The sequence below is a fragment of the Bacillus sp. HMA207 genome, assembly GCF_003402455.1.
In the GTDB taxonomy this organism is placed as follows: Bacteria; Bacillota; Bacilli; order Bacillales; family Bacillaceae_G; genus Bacillus_A; species Bacillus_A cereus.
Genome location: NZ_BEZT01000001.1, coordinates 1,746,321 through 1,767,456, shown reverse-complemented (window position 1 = coordinate 1,767,456; position 21,136 = coordinate 1,746,321). Strand labels below are relative to the sequence as shown.

Sequence of the window (21,136 nt, the reverse complement as noted above, 5' to 3'; positions counted from 1 at the left end):
TCTTATTTAAACTCTCTTTATTTCATACCACTTATCCAATAACACCTTTTCTCTTCCCCCTGAAATACCTGCTTTTAATTCCCATTCTTCCGTACTCTCCATCCACTCATACACATCTGTAACTGTCTCTTCTATTCTTCTAAAAGTAAGCCCTTCATTAACCGCACTTTCGATACAAATAGAAAATCCGCCTCTCCACGGCTTCGTCTCACCATCTAATGGAAAAGTTTCTGGAATCCACAAAGGCATTTCTGTCCAAGGCTGCACATTATGTTCACTCATAAATGATTCGTCTACCCAAACAAATTCAGCATCGCTATTCGTAACCTTTTTACACGTATTTAATAGCTCTTCCATCGTCAATTCATCATTCGGACCTGTTATATTAAATGTTCCTGCTTTATTATGTTCTGCCATATTTAGCCCCCATCTCGCGACATCTTTTATATCAACTAATTGCACCGGACGAATTTTTCTTCCTGGTACTAATACTTTCCCACCCTTTGCTACACGCCCGATCCAGTATGGAAGTCGATCTGTATAATCAAACATTCCTGAAAGAAGTCCTGCTCTTACGTGTAATACACGCCCCGGCCAATACTTCTCTGCTTCTTTTTCACATAATACTTTCAGTGCACCATAATACTCATAAGGTGAAACTTCACCATTCTCTACAGCCTTTATTTGATCATCCGTCGGTTCAGGTTGTAATATATAGTCTTCTTTTATGTCATGCGGAATCCAATCTTTATATACGGAAAGGCTTGAGATGAATATATAGTGTTCAATATTATCTTTAAGTACTTCTCCAACATTTCTAATGTGATGCGGAGAAAACCCACATGTATCCACAACAACATCCCATTTTCGATTTTCTAAACTTGATACATCGCCATTTCTGTCACCGATCAGCTGCTCCACTTCAGGAAAAACTTCTTTGTTTGTTCCGCGGTTAAATAATGTAACTTCATGCCCTCTTTTCAAAGCCTCTTCTACCACAGCTCTTCCCAAAAATCGTGTACCACCTAGTATTAACATTTTCATGGTTCTCCCCCATTCGTGATAAAAAATCTATTCTTTTGTTTAACGATTTTTTGTTGTGAAAAGTTACGGGGATAATTAAATTTTTTCTACAAGTTCAATATATGCAATTTCGACACTTTTTCTATCTAAAAAACAATAATATGGAAATATTCATTCTGTCGATTTCCATTTCATATATAATTAAAATATCGGATATTCGATTAACCACTTATACATACTTAGGCAGGTGAAAAATATTAATAAACACATAGTTTATCATTCAACATTATGTATTTATTTTCTTACATCACTTGTATATATCATCTTGCTGAACATAGAAAATGGTCGTAATTATTTAGGGTTTACAATGGTTGTTCCGCTTTTAGCAGTTACTTCATATCAAACATTATATAAGAAACAAAAAATAGTTCATACACTAGGAATTTCACGTCCAAAAATAAAAACACTAATTTTCTCCATATTATTTCCACTACTTCTAGGGCTATGTCTCCATTTTTATTTTTATATTTATGATATAAAGTTCTTATATCATCATTGGAATGAAGTAGGATTTCTCTTGCTCGTTGGTCTTACAGTTGGATCTTTATCTGCATTATTAGAAGAGATTATATGGCGAGGGAATTTTCATTACTATTTACGAAAAAAATATACATTCATACAAACAGCTATTATTATAGCTTCAATTTGGTCTTCATGGCATTTACCAATAGCAATCTTTTATAAAAATTATGAGTTTCAGTTTGTAGGAATATTAAGTTATCTCTCTTTATTATTTATATTATCTATAATTTTAACGTACACGAGAGAATATGGCGGTTCTGTAATATCACCCGCATTTTCACATGGTATGTTTAATGTATTTTATTTAACAGATATAGTACAAAACAAGTGGGATGCCAGCCTAATAGAATTAATTAAATTTACCTTACTAGCAATTGTGCTGGGCACGATGTATCTCATACTTCACAAAGTTAAAAAATAGTTAAACAGCTAAGAAAAAAGATGTTTCTTCTTTTAGTTGAAAGCAGCTTTAATAGATTAAAAAGTACTTCAACACCTTGCAATTATTTAATAATGGTATAGGTGTTGAAGTTTTATAATCTTAGTTACATAACTTTGTTAACACAACACTTTTTTCTATCATGGAGAACAAAACAAGTTTAACTAAACCTTTCATTCTTATTTTTATAAAAATAACCATATTAATCTTTTAAATAAGGAAGTATGCACCCTTTAATTAATTCCCATCTATCCCGTGCATTCGGCTTAGCTTCAGAAGCAATTACTACAACCAAATCCTGCTTCGGAATACAACAAATCATATTCCCACCATCACCCATTGCACAATACGAATAGACACCCTCTTCTTCTCGTAACCACCATAAGTAACCATATTGATTTGAATTCATCGCTATTGATTCTTTTATCCATGATTTTGATAGAACTTGTTTTCCATTATGAATACCTTCATTCAAATACATCTGTCCAAACTTAGCCATATCCCTAACCGTTAACGTTACTCCCCAGCCGCCCGTCGAAATACCATTTGGATCGTGAACCCATCCTTTCACATCTTTTCCGAATAAGTCATCGAATCCAAATGCTTTCATATTGTAGTTTGGAATTTCGCTCATGCCGAGTGGTTGAAATAAGTACTCATTCGCAAATTCACGTGCACTTTTCCCTGTTGCATTCGTAATAATTGCTGATAGTACATGCGCTCCTGCAGATGAGTATTTAAAAGATCCAATTTCTCCACCGTTCCCCATTCTATTAAGTGTATGCTGTACCCAATCCTCTTGTGTACATAGTTCTTCTAACGGTTCCTGCCAGTCTACAAAAGGATATGGCGCTGTCATTGTTAGAAGATGGCGTACGGTTACTTCAGATTCCTTACATTTATATTCCGGGAAAAATTCTATTACTTTTTGATCAACACTTTTTATATAACCCTTATCTATACATATCCCAATTAACGCAGAGATTATCGTTTTTGTAACTGACGCTACATGAAACGCATTATCTGGACTGTAACCATTATAATAATTTTCAAAAACAACATTACCTTTCTGCACTACTAACATGCCATTCATATTTTTATATTCTTCTTGTATAATTTGATCTAACTTTTCAGCAGTTTTCATTATTCCTTCCCCTTTAACCTATAATTAAAAAGGTTCGATAGGTACATATATATCAACTATATGTTTATTTTTCGGGTGCTGCTTTGGATCATTTCTATATACTTCAAAAGGATACGAGTCTCTCGGTTTATATCCGCTATTTGGCAGCCATTCACCGTATAAGAAATCCCATGCTCCTTTATATTCATTTTGAAATATTTCAAAATGTCCTACTACATACTTGCCTGAAGGTATTACCATTATTCCTATGTCGTTCGTTTCTATTGCGGACGCCTCCGGAATTGTTATACATAAACTTGTTCTTAAATGATAGTCCTCAGTAAATTCATGATGATCGTGGTAAATGGTTAATACTTTAATATCATCAAATACATGATAGTTTTGCTTAGCTGCGTAATGAAATAGTTTTTCTATCATTTTTGGAAAAGCTATAGTTAACTCTCCATATGTACCGATATGTCTTATGTATGCGACGTTTATATCGTCCGCTGTTACAATTTCAACATTTCCTCGAACCTTCTTACATTCATTGTATTGAGAAGTTCTTCTTACGTCTTTGCAATTCTTGCTATTGTCGTTTCGATATTGAGATGGACTTACGCCGTAATAATTTTTAAATGTTCGGGAGAAAACTGCTGAATCTGTGAATCCGAAGTGATACGCAATATCTGTAATCGTCATATCTGTCCGATATGTAAGTAGATGTGTTGCCCTTTCTAACTTCAATCGGTTTACATACCGTGATAATGACTCGTTTACTATCCCCTTAAAAATCCGATGAAAATGAAACTTTGAAAATCCTGCTACATCCGCTAACTCTTCAATTGAAAGTGAATCATTTATGTTTGATTCTATATAATCTTGCACTTTATAAATGCGTTGTAAGTATTCATTTCTACTTTGTTTACTCTCCATATTTCTAGCTCCTCACAACAAAAAGGCTAACTTTTCGCTAGCCTACTTTTACACATGTTTCAAAAATAAAACTCTACTACCGCCGTTCCCATCATAATTTGTATGTACCGATACACCCTCTATCTCATCATCCCCAGCCTCAATTCGAAAACCGATTTCTTGATGAAACTGTATCGATTTTTTATTAACTGGTGACGTAATTGCTTTTACAACTTTACGATTATTTGCACGTGCGACATCAAAGAAATACGAATACAATGTCGATGCAATTCCTCTTCTTCTATACTTTGGATTGACACCGATAAAATGAACGTACGCTTCCTCTTTATGCGTTTGTGAGAAGAATCCGCATAAGAAACCTAACGTTTCTCCCTCTTCTTCAATAATAAAACTCGTTTCTTGAAAGTGAATGAAGAACAATTTTGGCAACATGGCAGCCATGTCTCTCCCGCCCCACCAATCATTTAAAACAGAATGAATCTTTACATAATCTTCCCCTTGGATGTTTCTTACTCGCATATGTTTCTCCCTCTCACTCACTTCATTTTTTCATAAATTTTAATGACTGTTTCTACTAAAAGGATGAATACCCATATCCCGCAAAATACAAGAATAGACTGGAATATGGATCCAATTATCATAACACCAACTGTACCTGTTATTGAAAAAGATATTCCACCAAGCCCTGGATCTTGTATAAATGCTCCAGCAGAAAAAGCAGTTATAATTGATACTATTAAATAAATAACACTCGTTATTTTTAATATCTTTATAGAAAGATACGAGGTTTTTTCTTGTTCCACTTGTGATAATTCGATTTCCCCGCTCTCAATTCCTTTTTGCAAACAGTCTTCACATAGAAATTCTTTCTTAATTTTTTTACCACCGTGCATCGTACCTGTTATTTCTTTACATCTTGAACATTTTCGATTTATCATGTTGTTATCACTCCAATCTGTTAAGATTATACTTATACAATTCTGCGTTTACCTTAATATTCCTTTTATGTATTTTATAGAGAAAGGTCGTGTTTTATGATTTCAAAACTCACATTTGGCTCTAAAAAAATTAACGTTCATTATACATTAAGGCCTAGTTGTTATGCGATTATTTTTCAATCATCTTCTTCAAAGATTGCTGTTATCCAAAAAGGAGACCGTTACTTTTTACCTGGTGGCGGTATGGAAGGTAATGAAACAAAAGAAGAATGTTTGCACCGTGAACTACTAGAGGAATTAGGATGGGCAATTAAAATTGATCAGTATATCGGTAATGCGGCTCGATATTTTTATGCAGAAAAGGAAGATATATATTATTTAAACGATGGATTTTTTTATATTGCGAATATGGTGCAGAAACAAACTGAAAACTGTGAGGAGGATCATGTTCTAAGGTGGATGTCTCCATTGCATGCTATAGAGCTTCTCATACACGATCATCAAAAATGGGCCGTTGAACAAGCGCTTTTATTACAAAAACAAAAAGGATCTCCTTCTATATGAAAGAGATCCTTTTTACTGTTAACTTACTTTTTTCAAATTGAGAGCAGGCTTTTTCATTCCACCTTTTTTTACAACATATAAACCGATGAAGATAATAAGCCCGCCAACTAGTTGCATCAAATTAATTTGCTCTCCAATGGTTACTGCCGCAAAGATCACTGCAAACAATGGCACAAGATACATATAAACCATTACTTTCGTTGAGCCTATTTTACTAATACCGACATACCACATTGCAAGTCCGAATATGGTCGCAAAGACGATTGAATATGCTAGTGATCCCCAGCTTGGCATATCTACTGGCCACGTTAGTGTGTTTACATTGAGTAAACAGTATATAACGAGAGGTACAATTCCAATTAAAGTAGACCATGATGTAACTCTCATTGCGGAGTATTTTGTAATAAGAGGTTGCGCTAATATTGGATACCATCCCCACGCAATTGCTGCGACTAATCCAATTATATTTCCGAGCCACGCATACTCGTAAGTAGCTCCTCCTGTATGTCCTGTTAATAAAACGAATGCTGCACCAACAAAGGCCACTATTGAACCAATTTGTACTTTCATCGAAAAACGTTCTTGTTTGTGCAATACTGCTAATATCCCTGTAAAAATAGGTGACATTGCAATTAATAATGAGGCGTTCGTTGCTGAAGTATATTTCACAGATAACATAAACATCGTTTGATACATTGTCGTACCAACGATACCGACTGCTACTAATCGTAACCAATCTTTTCTTTCAATACGTAATGAGCGTTCCATCATAAAAGTAATAAGTAATAATACCGGTGATGCTACTAAAAAGCGTAAACTATTAAATTGAATGGATGACATATATGCCACTCCATACTTTCCTATTGTATAATTTGCTCCCCATACTAATGCAACTGATACTAGGAGCCATTCCATTTGCCATCGTTTCATCCGAATCTCCCCTTCCCTATTTAGCATAGTAAAATTGGCTGGATATAACACCGTCCAATTGGCTGTTTTTTTACCCAGCCAATTTGCTATACTTGATGTATATAAGAGATACGGAGGCGTTTTTTATGGAATGGAAACTAGATAGTGACAGTAAAATCCCTATTTATCAGCAAGTTGTTGACTTTATTGAAAAACGTATTACATATGGAGAACTTCCTCCAGGAAGCTTCCTCCCTTCAGAACGGAAATTAGCTACGCAGTTAAATGTAAACAGAAGTACAGTAACGACTGCTTATAATGAACTACGTGCTATGGGAATTGTAGAAAGTACGACTGGTAAAGGTACACGTGTGAGTACACATATGTGGGGCGTTTCTCCAACATTAACGCCGAACTGGAGAAATTTCGTAGAAGGTGGTACTTTTTTACCAAACTTACCACTACTTCGCCATATTCGGGCAGAAGTACAACAAAATGAAAATATTATAGATTTCGCTAATGGAGAACTCGGTTGTAATCTTTATCCTCATGATCAACTACAAGCGATTTTACGTGAACAACCGTTAACGCATTCATTAAGTTACGATCATCCGCAAGGCTATCTCCCGCTAAGACAAGCGGTCGTAAAATATATGAAGGAATATTTAAAAGTTGAGGCGACTGAACAATCCATTATGATTACATCTGGCGCACAGCAAGCACTTCACCTTATCGTGCAATGTTTATTAAATCCAGGTGATGCTGTTGCTTTCGAAAGTCCTTCACACTGTTATTCCTTGCCGTTATTCCAATCAGCAGGTATTCGTATTTTCCCATTACCTGTCGATGAACACGGCATTAATCCAGACGATGTACAAGAGCTATACAGAAAGCACCGCATTAAAATGATCTTTTTAAATCCAAATTTCCAAAACCCTACGGGGACGATGCTTCATCCAAACCGTAGAAAAAAACTATTATCACTTTGCGCAGATTTACGAATTGCAATCGTTGAAGATGATCCATCTAGTTTGCTGACGCTAGAAAAGAAACAACCTTGTCCTACTTTGAAATCAATAGATGAAAACGGAACTGTCATTTATGTACATTCTTTATCAAAAATGATTGCACCAGGCTTACGAGTTGGTTGGCTCGTTGCCCCGCAGTCTGTAGTAGAAAGATTATCCGACGCAAGGCACCAAATGGAATTAGGTATGAGCATTTTCCCACAGTGGCTTATGCAACAATTTTTTGAAACTGTACCATTTCAGTCGCATATCGTACCGTTACGAAAACAACTAGCAGAAAAAAGAGACGTTATCGTTCGCGCCTTAAACGAGCAACTTCATGATAAAATCTCTTTTTCAAATCCGACCGGTGGAATATACATATGGGGAAAATTAAAAGAACCGATAAACGAAAAACAACTTATTATGCAAAGTTTAAAACAAGAAATTGCTTTTATGCCAGGTAGTATTTTCGGCGCAAAAGATGGTTATATACGCTTATCTTATGGAAAAGTGAATATTAATCAAATTGAGGAAGGTATTTCTCGTTTGCGGGAGGCTATTTTGGTTTGTGGGAAATAAAATAACTTTTTAATACATTTAAAACTTCTTTATTCATTAACTCCAGATAATAAGTAAGCAAAAAATAATGAAAAGAAGCTTCATTCCAAAATTAAATTATAAGAAAGCTCCTGATGATTGATACAGGGGCTTTCTTTTCGAAATTTTTCGTTTTTCTTTATCTTTCTTCCCTACTTCTAAGAATGATTCCTATAAATTGTAACTCATTATGATTAATTCACCTTTCCGCCCCATCCTTCTAACCCCATTATCACAAAAACCACATTTTTCATATAAAGATTGTGCAGCTACATTTTTAACGTTTACTGCTAAAATAATTTCATTTATACCTAAGAAGTTATTTCGGACAAAGTCAGGTAATATCTTTAAAGCTTGTTTTGCATATCCTTTCCCTTGATGGTGAAAACCTGTTGAAAATGCTCTTATTAAAATAGATTTTTCATTATTTGTATATGGTTTAACCCCGTCATTTTTATGTAAAACAAAAAACGTTACAAGCTCATTATCTTTCATAGCTAAAATTGAATGCCGATCTGAATCCTCACTCGATAGTTTTACAAGCTTTTTAGGTAAACCTGTATAACAAAGCTGCTCTTCTGACAATGTATATTGATTTATTATATTTCTGAAGTTTTCATTATAAAAATATAACTGCATATAAATATCGCTCTCCTCAATAAATGGTCATTTCTATTTCGTTGTCTACAAGTTAAATAATAAAACTCATTCCCTATTTTCTGTAAAATATTCCTCTTTAATATTCTTAACTACATATCTATTATAAATACAGAAAAGCAACTCTCCATTCTCACAATCTAGCTGTATACTTAATAAATACTATGGGATTTGAAGTTTTTATCTCCACATTCTCACCCTCAAATATATACATTTGTTTATTTTCGATATCAATAAACACCATAAGTCCATTCTCATTATATGCTTCTGAATATTCACCATCTATTTTTATTCTTTCAAAAGAAGAAAAAGGGGAATGTACTACTTGATATTCGGAAAGCTTCATTATTCGCTTTTCTTCCGGTACGTGCACAATTTTTGGATCATCATCAGGTAAATATTCTAGCCCAATTTTATTCGGCGCAACGAAAATTAATAGATGCAAGGGTTCTGTTTCATTATTTTTATAGCCATGTATATGGTTCTTCCACCCAAACACAATCTCTCCTTTTGATGCACGAATCATTATTTTATTTGAAATATAATAATCCAAATGACCTGACAACACAACCGCACAATCTTCTCCAAATGGATGGCTATGAGGTGGTATGCTTTCATGCGATTGAAAAATCACTTCATACACCCAATACTTATTATCATTTGTTTTATAAATAAGATCATTTTTTGATATATTAATAGTTGTTTGTGATAAATCGAAACTCCTCATTCGGCCCTCCTGATTAATTTCAGACTTACTTATCTTTTGAAACCATTGCATAGAGCAGTAACATGAAATGATCCTCTAATTTAAAATACATTTTATTTATATATATTCTATTGCTATTTTATCCAAATAAACACTATTAAAAATCAATCCGCAGAATGAAATTCAAATAAAACTTCCTAATACTTTCGTATTAAGAAATTTTCACATCACTACATATAACCACTTATTAAAATCTATAGTACATTCGTTATTTAGTTCGAAATATCCGTTTATTTTATAAAAATACATACGTATTAAATTGAGGAAGATATTACTCATTTGACAAAACCTAAATCTACCATTATTATCAACACGAACCTAGTTATAGGAGTGATAAAAATGAAAATTTACGTTGATGCAGATGCTTGTCCTGTAAAAGATGTAATTATTTTTGAAGCTACGAATGCGGAAATTCCTGTTACACTCGTTACTAGTTTTTCTCATTATTCTAATGCAGAGCAGCCGAAAGGTGTGGAAACAATATATGTTGATTCCGGAGCAGATGCTGCTGATTACCGAATTATGCAGTTAGCAAAAAAAGAAGATTTAATCGTAACACAAGATTACGGTCTTGCTTCGCTCGCTTTAGCAAAAGGCTGTATCGTACTACACCATAAAGGCTATAAGTATACGAATGATAACATTGAACAATTGTTACAAACACGATATTTAAGTGCAATGGTTCGAAAAAGTGGTAAGCGTACAAAAGGACCGAAACCATTTACAGCAGAAGATAAAGAGAAATTTAGAGCGCTCTTTAAAAGTATGATCGCACTTTAAAAATGAATCGTCTATTTGCTAGGAAAACTTCGCAAAACAAAGAAGAGAATATCGTAATGAACATTCTCTTCTTGAGGTTTACCCGTTTAAAATGAAGGTAAATTATCTAAGTTATTTTCTTTTATTCCATCCGGTTCACTACGTATAATATCTCTGCCATACTTATGAAATACGTCCACATGAGCTAACTTCCCTGATTTCGCTTCATTAAGAGCAGTCATATAATCTAACTCTCTCCCGCTACTTGTTTTAAAAGCAATTAAATCACCTTCATCATTTTTACGAACAGCAACAATTTGTTCTGCTCCTGAAGTAACTTCCTGAGCTATTTCAAATTGAGCTTGCTCTTCCCCTTGATGTAAATAATCATTATATACTTTTTCAAAGTCTTTTTTGTCCATTAAACTCACCTCCAACACATTTTATTAGTATGGTTGGGATGTAGTGTTTTTATGTACTTTTCTCTTAGAAAAACGGATTTTTAATACCTACGCAACCCTTTCAAAGTCTCCAATACATCATCTGTAAAGGCTGTATTACCCTCTGTCTCTAAAACTCTAAAATATAAACTTCTTAAGAAAGCTCTAATATTTTGTACTAAAATAGCATGCTGCGGATGTCGGATGTCCTCAACAGTTGCTATACTATGTAGCCAATTGCTCCACTCTTCTTCAGTTAAAAGCTTTTGGTTATGTAACGACATAATTGGCTTTACTAATCTCTCATCCTCAAAGTGTACATATACGTAATCACTCAATCGAACCTTCTGACGAACAGCCGCAAGAATCGCATATGAAAACTCACGATTTTGAATTGTACGTGCTAACGCATCAAGCGCATCTGCTGCATGTGCAGTAGAGTGTGCCCAGCCTTTTCCTTCTACGTAACCTCTTACATCTTCTTCTAAATAGACATATTCCAACACTTGTTCTGCCACACTGTACAATTGTTCTTCCGATAACAACGGTTCTCTTTCATGAACAGATAAAATAAGTGGTGGAATTAATACGGAGAATGCACGTTTAAATACAGAGTCTGTTCCCTTTTCACCAATTTTATAAAATAAATAATCAGGACTAATTGCTTGTAACATTAATCCTCTTAACTCTTTTTGTCTAAATACATCATTTGTAATCCATGTGTGAAGCGTACTATAAATTAAATCATCACGTAATTCAGCATCAGGTGATCCGATATAATCTAGCATCCACTGCGCATATGGATATGCATCTACGTCTTCTGGTACAGCATAATTGTTATTTTTAATTTGTAGTAGTTCTTCTTTTAGTTCTAGTACTTCATTCATTCTATTCCCTGTCCCCTTTTTACGTTTTTTTATTGCCTTATCCCCCGTTTTTTACTTTCTAAAGTTAATTTAATTATACGAGAATTATAACTATAAATAAAAGGCTATACATATAATTTTGATTATGTATTACTTTCGCTCTTGAAATATAACTTCTGGATTTGCTAAATCACTATTCCGAAATACAACATCCGCATAACTTTTTGGATTATGCTCATCTATATACAACTTACAGGCCGCATGATATCTGTTCAAAAACATCTTCTCTGCTTCTTCATAACTTCCAAAAGCTTCAGTTTCCCGCTTAGCACCACGTTTTCTCGCAATCTCAAAATTTGTATCTACAAAGATTTTGTAATCAAATAAATACGCAACGTCTTTTTTCAATAGAAACGTTCCATCTACTATTAATATCATATTTTGCGTGGCCAATAGCGGCTCATTATGTACAGACATATCCGTTATTAAGTTATGAGAAATCATTTCATATTGTAAATTCCCGTTAGGTCCTAAAGGCATTAATAATCTTTCTTTGAAAGCTGTATAATCGTGTGCATCTTCATAATACCCTCTTGCAGATTCTTTTCCTTTTGCATAGCGAATCACTCTTGGATTATGAAAATCATCAATGCTGGCGCGTGTTACTGGTAATCCTCGTTTTTTTATTTCTTCCGCTAGTTCGTTTGCAAATGTTGTTTTTCCTGATGCTGTAATACCACTTACTCCAACTCTTGTTGGATAGGTTAAGTTTAGCTTTACAATATGATCTGCAATTTCTTTGATTCGTTGTTTTCGGTTCATGATATCTCCCTTTATAATTAGTTTACATAATGTAATTATAAGTAACAATCCATGTCACTATTTGTCGGTAAATCGATATCCTTTGTCGAATCGTTGATATATCGAAAAAATCGTTGATATATTTTAAGTTATGATAGATATATTTGAAAAATCGTTGATATATTATTAGCTTACTTCCCCTTAAACCCTCGATATAAAGCAGTCCGTAATTCTTGTTTGTATTCTTCAATTTCTGGCATTTCGAGTTCTTCTGCTAGTCTGATAGCTAATTCAATATCATACGGTACTCGTACAAGTTGAATAGAAAAGCTCGCTGCTTCTTTTTCATTGTAAGTTCCTTCAAATATTAAATAGGAAGCTTGCGTTATTTCAAGTGGGTTTCCTACGCTGCCGGCATTACATAACGTTTTCCCTCTGAAATTTTGAACGAACGCTTGGTGAACGTCACCGTAACAAACGACATCTGGTTTTCTTTCTCCTTCTATATTTTCTGTCAGATCACTATTTTCGAACATACTAATACGCTCTTCTCTTGAAGCGTGTGGTTGAATTCTTTCATATAAACTTCTCGGTGAGGCGTGGAACATACGAATGAGTTTTCCACTCATATAAAACTCGATTGAAAATGGTAAGCTTCTTAAATAGTCGTTTTGTTCTTCCGATAATTGTTTTTGATGCCATTTTAATGCTTCAAATTCAGTCGGCTTTGTAATAAAATCATCCCAGTTTCCCATTACGACTACTTCACATTCTTTACGAATGATTTCAATTGCTTCACTGGAATGAGGTCCTTTTCCTACTAAATCTCCAAGACAAATAATGCGCTCGATTCCTCTTAATTTAATATCATTCAACACGGATTCTAATGCTTGAATATTACCGTGAATATCTGAAATTACTGCTATTTTATCCATATAAATTACTCCTTTATTTATTACATTCGCTTGATTGATACCATTTTGGAATATAAGATGAAAAATGATTATGCTCTTCTAATATTCCATTTAATCTTTCCTTCATATCATCTACTAAATGCGGCGTACTTCGATTCGTCCAAACGATATCCGCTGGGAATGTCATCGCGGCGTACAATGTATAGAGTTTCCAAAAATGAAGCGATGGTTCGCCTCCGCAATAACCGTGAACTTGTCCAACCGCAAATGGTTTACTTATTCTTGTAGTAAAAATCGCTACATTATAAAAATCGTGTATTGGATCGCCAAAATCATATCCACCAAAATCAATAACGATAAACTCCTTATTATGAATCATACTATTTGCTGGATGGAAGTCATCATGTAAAATCTTATTGGACGATTTTTCAATAAATCTTTATGATTTTCTACAAAAGTTAATATTGGATTCAAATCCAGAAAATTCACCTCGTAATCTGTTAGTGCCTCTATGTATCTTTCGTATTTATTCCATCTAGATGTTTCCCATTTATTACTTGCACTTCCTCTTTCAATTGAGTGAATCCTCTTTAATACTTCCCCTGCTTTTCTTCCTGCCTTATACTGTTCTTCCACCGATAACTTCGTTAAACCTTCTTCACCATTTATACGTCGGGTCCATTCAAATACTTGAACACATTTATTTAATTTCTCAAGTTTTATGAAATGAATTAACTTAGGCGTTGGAATATGTAATGACTCTAATCGTTTCATATACGTATATTCTTCTTGTTTACGTTCAAAATGAACAGCATCACATACTTTTACAAAATAGGTTTCTTGATTCTTTAATTCAATTTTATACTTCTCTTCATGTGAGAAACCTTTTGAAATAGCTGTACACGTTGCAATACGAGGCCATTCTAGTATTCTCTCTATCTCCCTAAGCATTTCTTCCACAACGTTCACCTCTATTAATATATGTACAAACTACCTAGCACTTCATGCTCTCGTTTATTTCCACCTTTAAACTCTACTGCAAATGGATATTCGCCATTCTTATTCAAATGTTCTAGTACTAGCCCTTCTCCAATCGGTTCACAAAACTGCACATGAATATTTCCAAACACTACACTTTGACTCTCAGCATTCCATTTTTCATTTTTCACAACTAAGCCTGTAGATAGCTCCATTACTTCTTTCCATTTCCGTACTGTTTCTCGAACATTTTTTACTGCGTAATGAATCGTTTCAATTTGTTGCACTTTGTTTTTATGTTCAGTAATCGTCCCACTGTTACGTAAATCGTTTCTTCTTTCTTCGTCCGTTTCATTCCACTGTATAAAGAAAGGTAATTTCGGTCCGTTCTCTTCTTGCCTAACAAATAACATTTTCCATTCTAAAAGCCGGCCATCTTTTCTCATGCGTTTCCCTTCAAATGGCCCTATCGTATGTAAGCCGTACTTATTAAAGTTAACTGCTAGCTCCTCAATTGCATCTGTTCGGATCGCGATTTGTAGCATTCCTTCTCCATTTTGTAGTTTCACCACTGTTTCTTGTACTAATGGATTTTCTGCTTCTTTCGCTTTTTCTTCATGTTGAACTGCTAAAAATTCTATATATGATAAATCAAAATAACTTAAACTATTCCAAGTACCCCAATTCGTATGAAATCCAAGTTCCTGCATTTGTTTTGCCGCTTCCTCCGGTGTACCATGAACTGCGTGAACAAGATGATCAAATCGTAACATGTCTTTCTCCCCTTTCTCTCCATCCTTTTATTGTATATTTTATTTTTATTTCATTCAATTCAAAAACTTTAAAACCCAGTTGATTTATACGATTAATATGTATTATAATGAAACAAATTTAATTATTGCTGATTGGAAAAACCAAAGGCACTTTTCTCATACGGGAAAAGTGTCTTTTTCATTTATTATTACAGGGGGATTATTTATGCAGAAATTAATTGTCTTTGCTATTATTGGATTTTTCGCTCAACTGATCGATGGAGCACTCGGAATGGCGTATGGGGTAACGTCTACTTCACTATTATTAATGTTTGGTATTGCACCGGCTGTAGCTTCCGCATCGGTTCATTTAGCTGAAGTCGTTACAACTGCAGCTTCTGGCGCATCTCATATCAAATTTGGAAACGTTGATAAATATACAGTTTCCAGGCTTACATTACCTGGGGCAATCGGCGCATTTGTTGGGGCATGTTTTTTAAGTAATTTGCCTGGAGATGTAATCAAACCGTACATTTCCGTATTTTTATTTACTTTAGGGGTTTATATTTTATTACGATTCATCATTCAAAAACAAATTGTCACTTCAAATAAGCGTATGTCTGCAAAACAACTTGTGCCGCTTGGTTTATTCGCTGGATTCGTTGATTCAACTGGTGGCGGTGGTTGGGGGCCGATTACGACACCTGTTCTTCTAGCAAGAGGAAATGAAGCTAGAAAAGTTATTGGATCTGTAGATACGAGTGAATTTCCTGTTTCACTCGCTGCAACAATCGGCTTCTTCATCTCACTTGGCTGGGAACAAGTAAGCTGGGTTTGGGTATTTTCTCTCATGCTCGGTGGTATCGTAGCGGCACCAATCGCGGCATGGCTAGTTCGCATCGTTCCTTCTCATTTACTTGGCGTATTAGTTGGTGGTCTTATTATCTTTACAAACATTCGTACACTGCTTACTACATTTAAAGTGGATCCAACTATTATTTCACTTTCTTACGTTGCAGTTGGTCTTGTCGTTATTATTTCTATTTTCATTGCTGTTCGTAATCATTCCAATCGTCCTAATACGTCAACGGCTGAGTATCCGAATGATCAGAAGCAAATGCTACCATAACTATAAAAAATACCGCTCAATTTAGAGCGGTATTTTTTATTTTTCTATTTTCCAATTAATCATCATTTCTGTAGCATTTACTCTCTTCATATGTAACTTTTCTAAAACACGCATCGAACTATAATTATCTAGAAGTGTCTCTGCAATTATTGTTTCTACCTCACCTGTTTTGAAAGCCCAATCGATTAGTTCTTTTACAGCTTCTGTTGCATAGCCCTGATTCCAATATTTCTCAATGAATCCATAGCCAATTTCTACTGTTTGATCCTCGTTTGGTTTCCCTTTAAACCCAATATCACCTAAAACGCTATCATCTTCTTTTCGAAGAACATACCACGCCCCCCATGGTAATAAAGTTGCATCTTGTTTTACATTCTTTACATGCCCTACAATATGCGGGCCGCTATTGTATCCTTGCTCGTTAGCGACTTGAATCCTCTCTTCTGTACACGGCACTATATAGAGCCTTTCTGTTTCTAATTTCATTTTGATTTCCCCTTTTTGCTTAAACGTTACTCTAATTATAACAAATAATATGACTTTATTATGAATGTCGAATTATATTTTTCTGAATTTTCTTTTAATTTAGAGGGTTTTTCAATATTTTTTGCGAAACATTTGTATAACAATTTTTTCTTTGCTTATTGCTACATAATAGTAGGTTCGGGTGGAGTTTTGCAAGCGTTTCCTATACAATAACCGATATTTTTTGACTTTTCCTAACAAAATATCTTGCAATATATTCAGAAAGTCATTACAATTGCCATATATTAAAAATCTTAGCAATATATAAATCCTCATCAATCCGATGAGGTAGAGGTTGCGACTTTTAAGAGTACGACGGACGAGACACAGAGAATGTCACCGACTCCGTTTGAAAGGAAAAGTTGCCGAAGTTTATATTTCTTCTCTGGAAATATGAGCTGGGGCTGTCTCCGAAAGGAACAGAACTGTCACGTTTACAAAATTACCGTGTAAACGTGGGGTGCTATCTTAACGGAAGGGTATGATGGGGTGGTTATTTGTGAAACGTTCCGCCAAATTCCTTTGGCGGTTTTTTGTATTTTTCTCCCCCGCTCCTTCCTAACCTACAAGAAAAGGAGTGTTGAACATGAATAGCGCAACAAATCAATCTACCTCTAAAACGCAAACTACACAAGGACAAGGTGAATTAAAACGCGGATTAAAATCTCGTCACCTTACGATGATTTCTCTCGGCGGTACAATTGGTACCGGACTATTTCTTGCCAGCGGTGGTGTCATCCATTCAGCTGGACCTGGTGGTGCATTAATTGCATACGCCGCAATTGGAATTATGGTTTACTTTTTAATGACAAGCTTAGCTGAACTCGCAGCTTACATGCCTGTTACTGGATCTTTTAGTACGTACGCAACAAAATTTGTTGATCCATCACTTGGCTTTGCACTTGGATGGAACTATTGGTATAACTGGGCAATTACGATTGCTGCTGAACTAGCTGCTGTAACATTAATTATGAAATTTTGGTTCCCAGATACCCCTTCTCTTATTTGGAGCGGATTATGTTTAGCTATTATTTTCCTTTTAAACTACTTATCTGTTAAAGGGTTTGGTGAATCTGAATATTGGTTCGCACTTATTAAAGTAGTTACGATTATTATCTTTTTAATTGTTGGTTTCATGATGATTTTTGGAATTATGGGCGGCGAAACGGTTGGCTTCAAAAACTTCACTGTTGCAGATGCACCATTTAACGGCGGTATCATGGCAATTATCGGTGTGTTTATGGCAGCTGGTTTCTCATTCCAAGGTACTGAACTATTAGGAGTAGCTGCTGGTGAAACATCTGATCCAGAACGTAATATCCCAAAAGCAATTCGTTCAATCTTTTGGCGTATTCTTTTATTCTATATCCTTGCGATTCTCGTTATCGGTTTATTAATTCCTTATACAACTGAAAGTCTTGCTGCAAGTGATGTAACAGTAAGTCCATTTACACTTATTTTCGAAAAAGCGGGCGTTGCCTTTGCTGCTTCTGTTATGAACGCTGTTATTTTAACGGCTGTACTATCTGCTGGTAACTCTGGTATGTATGCATCAACTCGTATGCTTTGGGATTTAGCTCGCCAAGGGAAAGCACCAAAGTTTCTTGGTAAATTAGATAGCCGCGGTGTACCTGTTAACGCGTTAATCGTAACGTCAATTGTTGGTAGTATTGCTTTCATTGCTTCTTTATTCGGTGACGGTGTTGTATACATTTGGTTATTAAATGCATCAGGAATGTCTGGCTTTATCGCTTGGGTCGGCATTGCAATTAGTCATTACCGTTTCCGTAAAGCGTATATCGCACAAGGAAAAGATTTAAATGACTTACCATATAGAGCAAAATGGTTCCCATTCGGTCCAATCTTTGCATTTACACTTTGTATCATCGTAATTTTAGGACAAAACTATGGCGCATTTATGGGTGAGTCAATCGACTGGAACGGTGTACTCGTTTCTTACATCGGTTTACCACTCTTCTTAGTACTATGGTTAGGATATAAATTTACAAAGAAAACAAAAGTGATTCCTCTTGATAAATGTGAACTAAAATAAAGTGAAACGAGCAAACAAATTTGTTTGCTCGTTTTTTGTTGCAAACCTCTTTACTTCCCTATTGCTCCTGTTTTTGCAATAATAAAGGAAATATAAATAAAGGTTGGGATACAATGAACATTCGCATTACTGATGAAGCAAAAGCAGCTATACATAGATTAGAACTTGAAGATAAAAAGATCGTTCGCATTAGAGGAACAATGACGAACTCTTGTAGTATTTTCGTTGATGTCGATTTAATTTGGGATACATATAACGCAGATGATGTTGTATATGAAGATGCAGAGCTTATCGTACAAATGGATTCATTCACGAAAGACTACACTGGTGATACGGTGAAACTTGATTATAAGACGACAGGTTTTAGTATTACGACTCCGAGTGAGACTTTGGTTTATGGATTGTCGATTAAAAAATAAAAATTGTTTTCATTTGACCACCGAGGTGAAAAAAATGGGTAAATATGTTCCGTTAAAATTTTTATTTAATGAAGAATTAACAGAAAAAATAGCTGATTCTATTTGTAAACACGATCCTTATTTCTCTAAAAACATCTTTGTAGATTCTGTAGCTTGTAAAGTTGAAAATTTAGAGTTAAAACAGCGTATTGAAGTAATTGCAGATGAATTACACAATGCTTTACAAAAAGATTTTAATGCCGCAATACATATATTACTGAAGACATTAGGACCAGAAAATACAACAGAAGTAGGCACATTTACAAATGGATATATGTATATGCCTCTTGCAAAATACGTTGAAAAATATGGGCTTAACGATTTTAAAATCTCGTTCAATGCAATGTATGAAATAACGAAAAGGAATACTGCTGAATATGCCATTCGGCCTTTTCTTGAAACATATCATGAAGATACACTAGACATATTGCAACAGTGGATTCATGACGAAAACAGCCACATTAGAAGATTAGTTTCTGAAGGTACAAGACCAAGGCTTCCTTGGGCTAAAAAAATAGGAGCTCTAAAAGGTGATTTTAAGTACAATTTACAACTTCTTGAACCATTAATGAATGACCCTTCTAAATATGTTCAAAAATCTGTAGCCAATCATATTAACGATATTACGAAAGAAGATAAAGAACTCGTTTTTCAATGGTTACAGCAATTACGTGATAAACAGCATCCTATTAATCCTTGGATTATAAAACATGGACTAAGAACAGTAATAAAAAGTGGTACTTTACCAAAAAATTTTTCTTTTTAAGTATTTTAAACAAAACCGCTTATGCTTCAAAAATGAAGCATAAGCGGTTTTCCTTTTGAATACAGAAATAACAAACATAAAAAGTACTTTAAATTTCTTCTTTATATCATTATTTTACTAACTCTTCTATGTTATTACTTTCCTTAATTTTTTCGGATGATAGCCAGAGTGAATAACTTGTTCCATCCTTGTTCCTTAAATATATGTTAAATTCCTTATTATATAGTTCTTCTTTAAGAATAGTGACTACCTTTCTCAAATCATCTATTACATATGGATCATTTCTATATTTTATCTCACTGTCATTGAAAACTAATGTCAATTCATACTCTAGACAATTGCCGTCTTTCGGGTGTGGACAAGTAATATCCTCAATTTCAAAACGATCATTTTGAATTTCATTTAACCTTACGCCTACTTTTGTTTCAGTTTGAACCAAATATGTCCAATAACCGCTTACTGTGTTTTTCATTGTTAAAAGCAGTTCTTCTTTCGTTATAGCTTTTTGCACATTTTGAAAAGGCAAGCCTATAGATTCACCATTATAATCCTCAATTTCAAGTGTTGTTATCTTTCTATTACTCTTCTGAATGAATTGGATTAGAGCATATAAACGATCTAATTCTTTTGATTGGAATTGACTGTAATCAATCTTGTCACTCGTTTTTAAAGTTAATAATAACTTATCCGTTGGTTTCTCCTCTATATCATCATCCATTATATATTGAAAAACATTTTTATTTTCAGGTTCCACGTAACCTAATTTTTTAATTTCTTCTAGCATTGGTTTAAATTTCTTATATTCCTCATATGTTTTTTTTCCGTATTGATATTCATCACCTTTTATTCTTGAATATAAGAAGCCATCTACCTCTACTCTAAATTGAATATTTTTGTTATTTTTTGCTTGAACAGTATGATATGTATGCCCCATATTCCCTTCGTTTATAGCACCCCAATGTGTTACAATCACATCAATTCCGTGCTTTTTTTTCACATATTTTTTCACCTGATCGTCATCTTTATAATTACACCCACTTAAACATAAGAAATATAAGAAACATAACAATACTAACATTACATTTTTCATTCTTTTCATATAGCACCTTGCCCTCTTTTCGCATAAACAAAATATTCCATATATAAAGAAT

Annotated in this window: 23 protein-coding genes, 1 pseudogene and 1 riboswitch; of the genes and pseudogenes, 8 read left to right on the top strand and 16 right to left on the bottom strand. The window is 34.4% G+C overall.

All coding sequences use genetic code 11. The features are described from left to right. Positions 1-6: 6 nt before the first annotated feature. The gene (locus HMAS_RS09240) at positions 7-1,044 is read right to left on the bottom strand and encodes an SDR family oxidoreductase (RefSeq protein ID WP_000783059.1); all 1,038 of its coding nucleotides are present in this window, start codon (positions 1,042-1,044) and stop codon (positions 7-9) included. A 226-nt stretch (positions 1,045-1,270) separates the two neighbouring features. Here HMAS_RS09240 and HMAS_RS09235 point away from each other — a divergent pair, with 226 nt between their 5' ends. Continuing rightward, positions 1,271-2,026 (top strand): CPBP family intramembrane glutamic endopeptidase, encoded by a 756-nt coding sequence (locus HMAS_RS09235; protein WP_071732461.1) that lies wholly within the window; start codon positions 1,271-1,273, stop codon positions 2,024-2,026. A gap of 220 nt (positions 2,027-2,246) precedes the next feature. Here HMAS_RS09235 and HMAS_RS09230 read toward each other — a convergent pair whose 3' ends face one another. Genes HMAS_RS09230 through HMAS_RS09215 form a run of 4 tightly spaced genes read right to left on the bottom strand, consistent with a single transcriptional unit; the run spans position 2,247 to position 5,041 of the window. Further along, the gene (locus tag HMAS_RS09230; protein WP_000844677.1) at positions 2,247-3,188 is read right to left on the bottom strand and encodes a serine hydrolase domain-containing protein; all 942 of its coding nucleotides are present in this window, start codon (positions 3,186-3,188) and stop codon (positions 2,247-2,249) included. A gap of 24 nt (positions 3,189-3,212) precedes the next feature. Next, positions 3,213-4,103: an AraC family transcriptional regulator gene (locus HMAS_RS09225; protein WP_025710060.1), complete on the bottom strand. Its 891-nt coding sequence runs from the start codon at positions 4,101-4,103 to the stop codon at positions 3,213-3,215. Between the two features lie 48 nt (positions 4,104-4,151). Next, the gene (locus HMAS_RS09220; protein ID WP_025710061.1) at positions 4,152-4,622 is read right to left on the bottom strand and encodes a GNAT family N-acetyltransferase; all 471 of its coding nucleotides are present in this window, start codon (positions 4,620-4,622) and stop codon (positions 4,152-4,154) included. Between the two features lie 17 nt (positions 4,623-4,639). Continuing rightward, positions 4,640-5,041, bottom strand: a complete 402-nt coding sequence (locus HMAS_RS09215; RefSeq protein WP_025710062.1) for a DUF3980 domain-containing protein — start codon at positions 5,039-5,041, stop codon at positions 4,640-4,642. 96 nt (positions 5,042-5,137) lie between these two features. On the opposite strand from HMAS_RS09215, the gene HMAS_RS09210 reads away from it, so the two are divergent. Further along, entirely contained in the window at positions 5,138-5,605 is a 468-nt protein-coding gene (locus HMAS_RS09210) for an NUDIX hydrolase (protein ID WP_000623999.1), read from the top strand. 18 nt (positions 5,606-5,623) lie between these two features. Here HMAS_RS09210 and HMAS_RS09205 read toward each other — a convergent pair whose 3' ends face one another. Further along, a complete protein-coding gene (locus HMAS_RS09205; protein ID WP_025710063.1) occupies positions 5,624-6,535 on the bottom strand; it encodes a DMT family transporter in 912 nt (303 codons plus the stop codon). 125 nt (positions 6,536-6,660) lie between these two features. Between HMAS_RS09205 and HMAS_RS09200 the strand changes: the two genes are divergently transcribed. Then, positions 6,661-8,103, top strand: coding sequence for a PLP-dependent aminotransferase family protein (locus HMAS_RS09200; protein ID WP_000454919.1), 1,443 nt, complete (start codon positions 6,661-6,663; stop codon positions 8,101-8,103). Between the two features lie 189 nt (positions 8,104-8,292). Here HMAS_RS09200 and HMAS_RS09195 read toward each other — a convergent pair whose 3' ends face one another. Together HMAS_RS09195 and HMAS_RS09190 are read right to left on the bottom strand one after the other, a co-directional pair. After that, on the bottom strand, positions 8,293-8,760 hold the full coding sequence (locus HMAS_RS09195) for a GNAT family N-acetyltransferase (RefSeq protein ID WP_001177779.1): 468 nt from the start codon (positions 8,758-8,760) through the stop codon (positions 8,293-8,295). Positions 8,761-8,911: 151 nt separating this feature from the next. Continuing rightward, the gene (locus HMAS_RS09190; protein ID WP_044307264.1) at positions 8,912-9,505 is read right to left on the bottom strand and encodes a cupin domain-containing protein; all 594 of its coding nucleotides are present in this window, start codon (positions 9,503-9,505) and stop codon (positions 8,912-8,914) included. A 378-nt stretch (positions 9,506-9,883) separates the two neighbouring features. Here HMAS_RS09190 and HMAS_RS09185 point away from each other — a divergent pair, with 378 nt between their 5' ends. Continuing rightward, positions 9,884-10,324, top strand: a complete 441-nt coding sequence (locus HMAS_RS09185) for a YaiI/YqxD family protein (RefSeq protein WP_000708761.1) — start codon at positions 9,884-9,886, stop codon at positions 10,322-10,324. 86 nt (positions 10,325-10,410) lie between these two features. Here the strand turns inward: HMAS_RS09185 and HMAS_RS09180 are convergent, their stop codons facing one another. The 6 genes and pseudogenes from HMAS_RS09180 to HMAS_RS09155 form a co-directional block, all read right to left on the bottom strand. Beyond that, positions 10,411-10,725, bottom strand: coding sequence for a DUF3892 domain-containing protein (locus HMAS_RS09180; RefSeq protein WP_000358161.1), 315 nt, complete (start codon positions 10,723-10,725; stop codon positions 10,411-10,413). Between the two features lie 80 nt (positions 10,726-10,805). Continuing rightward, positions 10,806-11,630, bottom strand: coding sequence for a DUF2785 domain-containing protein (locus tag HMAS_RS09175; RefSeq protein WP_001006685.1), 825 nt, complete (start codon positions 11,628-11,630; stop codon positions 10,806-10,808). Positions 11,631-11,759: 129 nt separating this feature from the next. After that, positions 11,760-12,431, bottom strand: a complete 672-nt coding sequence (locus HMAS_RS09170; protein WP_001080558.1) for a uridine kinase — start codon at positions 12,429-12,431, stop codon at positions 11,760-11,762. 170 nt (positions 12,432-12,601) lie between these two features. Beyond that, on the bottom strand, positions 12,602-13,345 hold the full coding sequence (locus tag HMAS_RS09165; protein WP_000357659.1) for a metallophosphoesterase family protein: 744 nt from the start codon (positions 13,343-13,345) through the stop codon (positions 12,602-12,604). Positions 13,346-13,358: 13 nt separating this feature from the next. Then, positions 13,359-14,284: pseudogene (locus HMAS_RS09160) on the bottom strand (aminoglycoside phosphotransferase family protein). A 14-nt stretch (positions 14,285-14,298) separates the two neighbouring features. Beyond that, positions 14,299-15,075 (bottom strand): VOC family protein, encoded by a 777-nt coding sequence (locus HMAS_RS09155; RefSeq protein WP_116344768.1) that lies wholly within the window; start codon positions 15,073-15,075, stop codon positions 14,299-14,301. 97 nt (positions 15,076-15,172) lie between these two features. Between HMAS_RS09155 and HMAS_RS09150 the strand changes: the two genes are divergently transcribed. Continuing rightward, on the top strand, positions 15,173-16,183 hold the full coding sequence (locus tag HMAS_RS09150; protein ID WP_002024365.1) for a sulfite exporter TauE/SafE family protein: 1,011 nt from the start codon (positions 15,173-15,175) through the stop codon (positions 16,181-16,183). Positions 16,184-16,219: 36 nt separating this feature from the next. Here the strand turns inward: HMAS_RS09150 and HMAS_RS09145 are convergent, their stop codons facing one another. Then, on the bottom strand, positions 16,220-16,669 hold the full coding sequence (locus tag HMAS_RS09145; protein WP_000764607.1) for a GNAT family N-acetyltransferase: 450 nt from the start codon (positions 16,667-16,669) through the stop codon (positions 16,220-16,222). A 320-nt stretch (positions 16,670-16,989) separates the two neighbouring features. Continuing rightward, positions 16,990-17,182, top strand: a riboswitch (Lysine riboswitch). Positions 17,183-17,294: 112 nt separating this feature from the next. Between HMAS_RS09145 and HMAS_RS09140 the strand changes: the two genes are divergently transcribed. From HMAS_RS09140 to HMAS_RS09130, 3 genes are all read left to right on the top strand, one after another. Continuing rightward, the gene (locus tag HMAS_RS09140) at positions 17,295-18,761 is read left to right on the top strand and encodes an amino acid permease (protein WP_001083386.1); all 1,467 of its coding nucleotides are present in this window, start codon (positions 17,295-17,297) and stop codon (positions 18,759-18,761) included. A 113-nt stretch (positions 18,762-18,874) separates the two neighbouring features. Then, complete coding sequence (locus HMAS_RS09135) at positions 18,875-19,180, top strand: iron-sulfur cluster biosynthesis family protein (RefSeq protein ID WP_001026167.1); 306 nt, start codon at positions 18,875-18,877, stop codon at positions 19,178-19,180. A gap of 34 nt (positions 19,181-19,214) precedes the next feature. Further along, positions 19,215-19,985: a DNA alkylation repair protein gene (locus HMAS_RS09130; RefSeq protein ID WP_000521732.1), complete on the top strand. Its 771-nt coding sequence runs from the start codon at positions 19,215-19,217 to the stop codon at positions 19,983-19,985. A 109-nt stretch (positions 19,986-20,094) separates the two neighbouring features. Here the strand turns inward: HMAS_RS09130 and HMAS_RS09125 are convergent, their stop codons facing one another. Then, entirely contained in the window at positions 20,095-21,084 is a 990-nt protein-coding gene (locus HMAS_RS09125; protein ID WP_000827155.1) for a hypothetical protein, read from the bottom strand. Between the last annotated feature and the right edge of the window lie 52 nt (positions 21,085-21,136).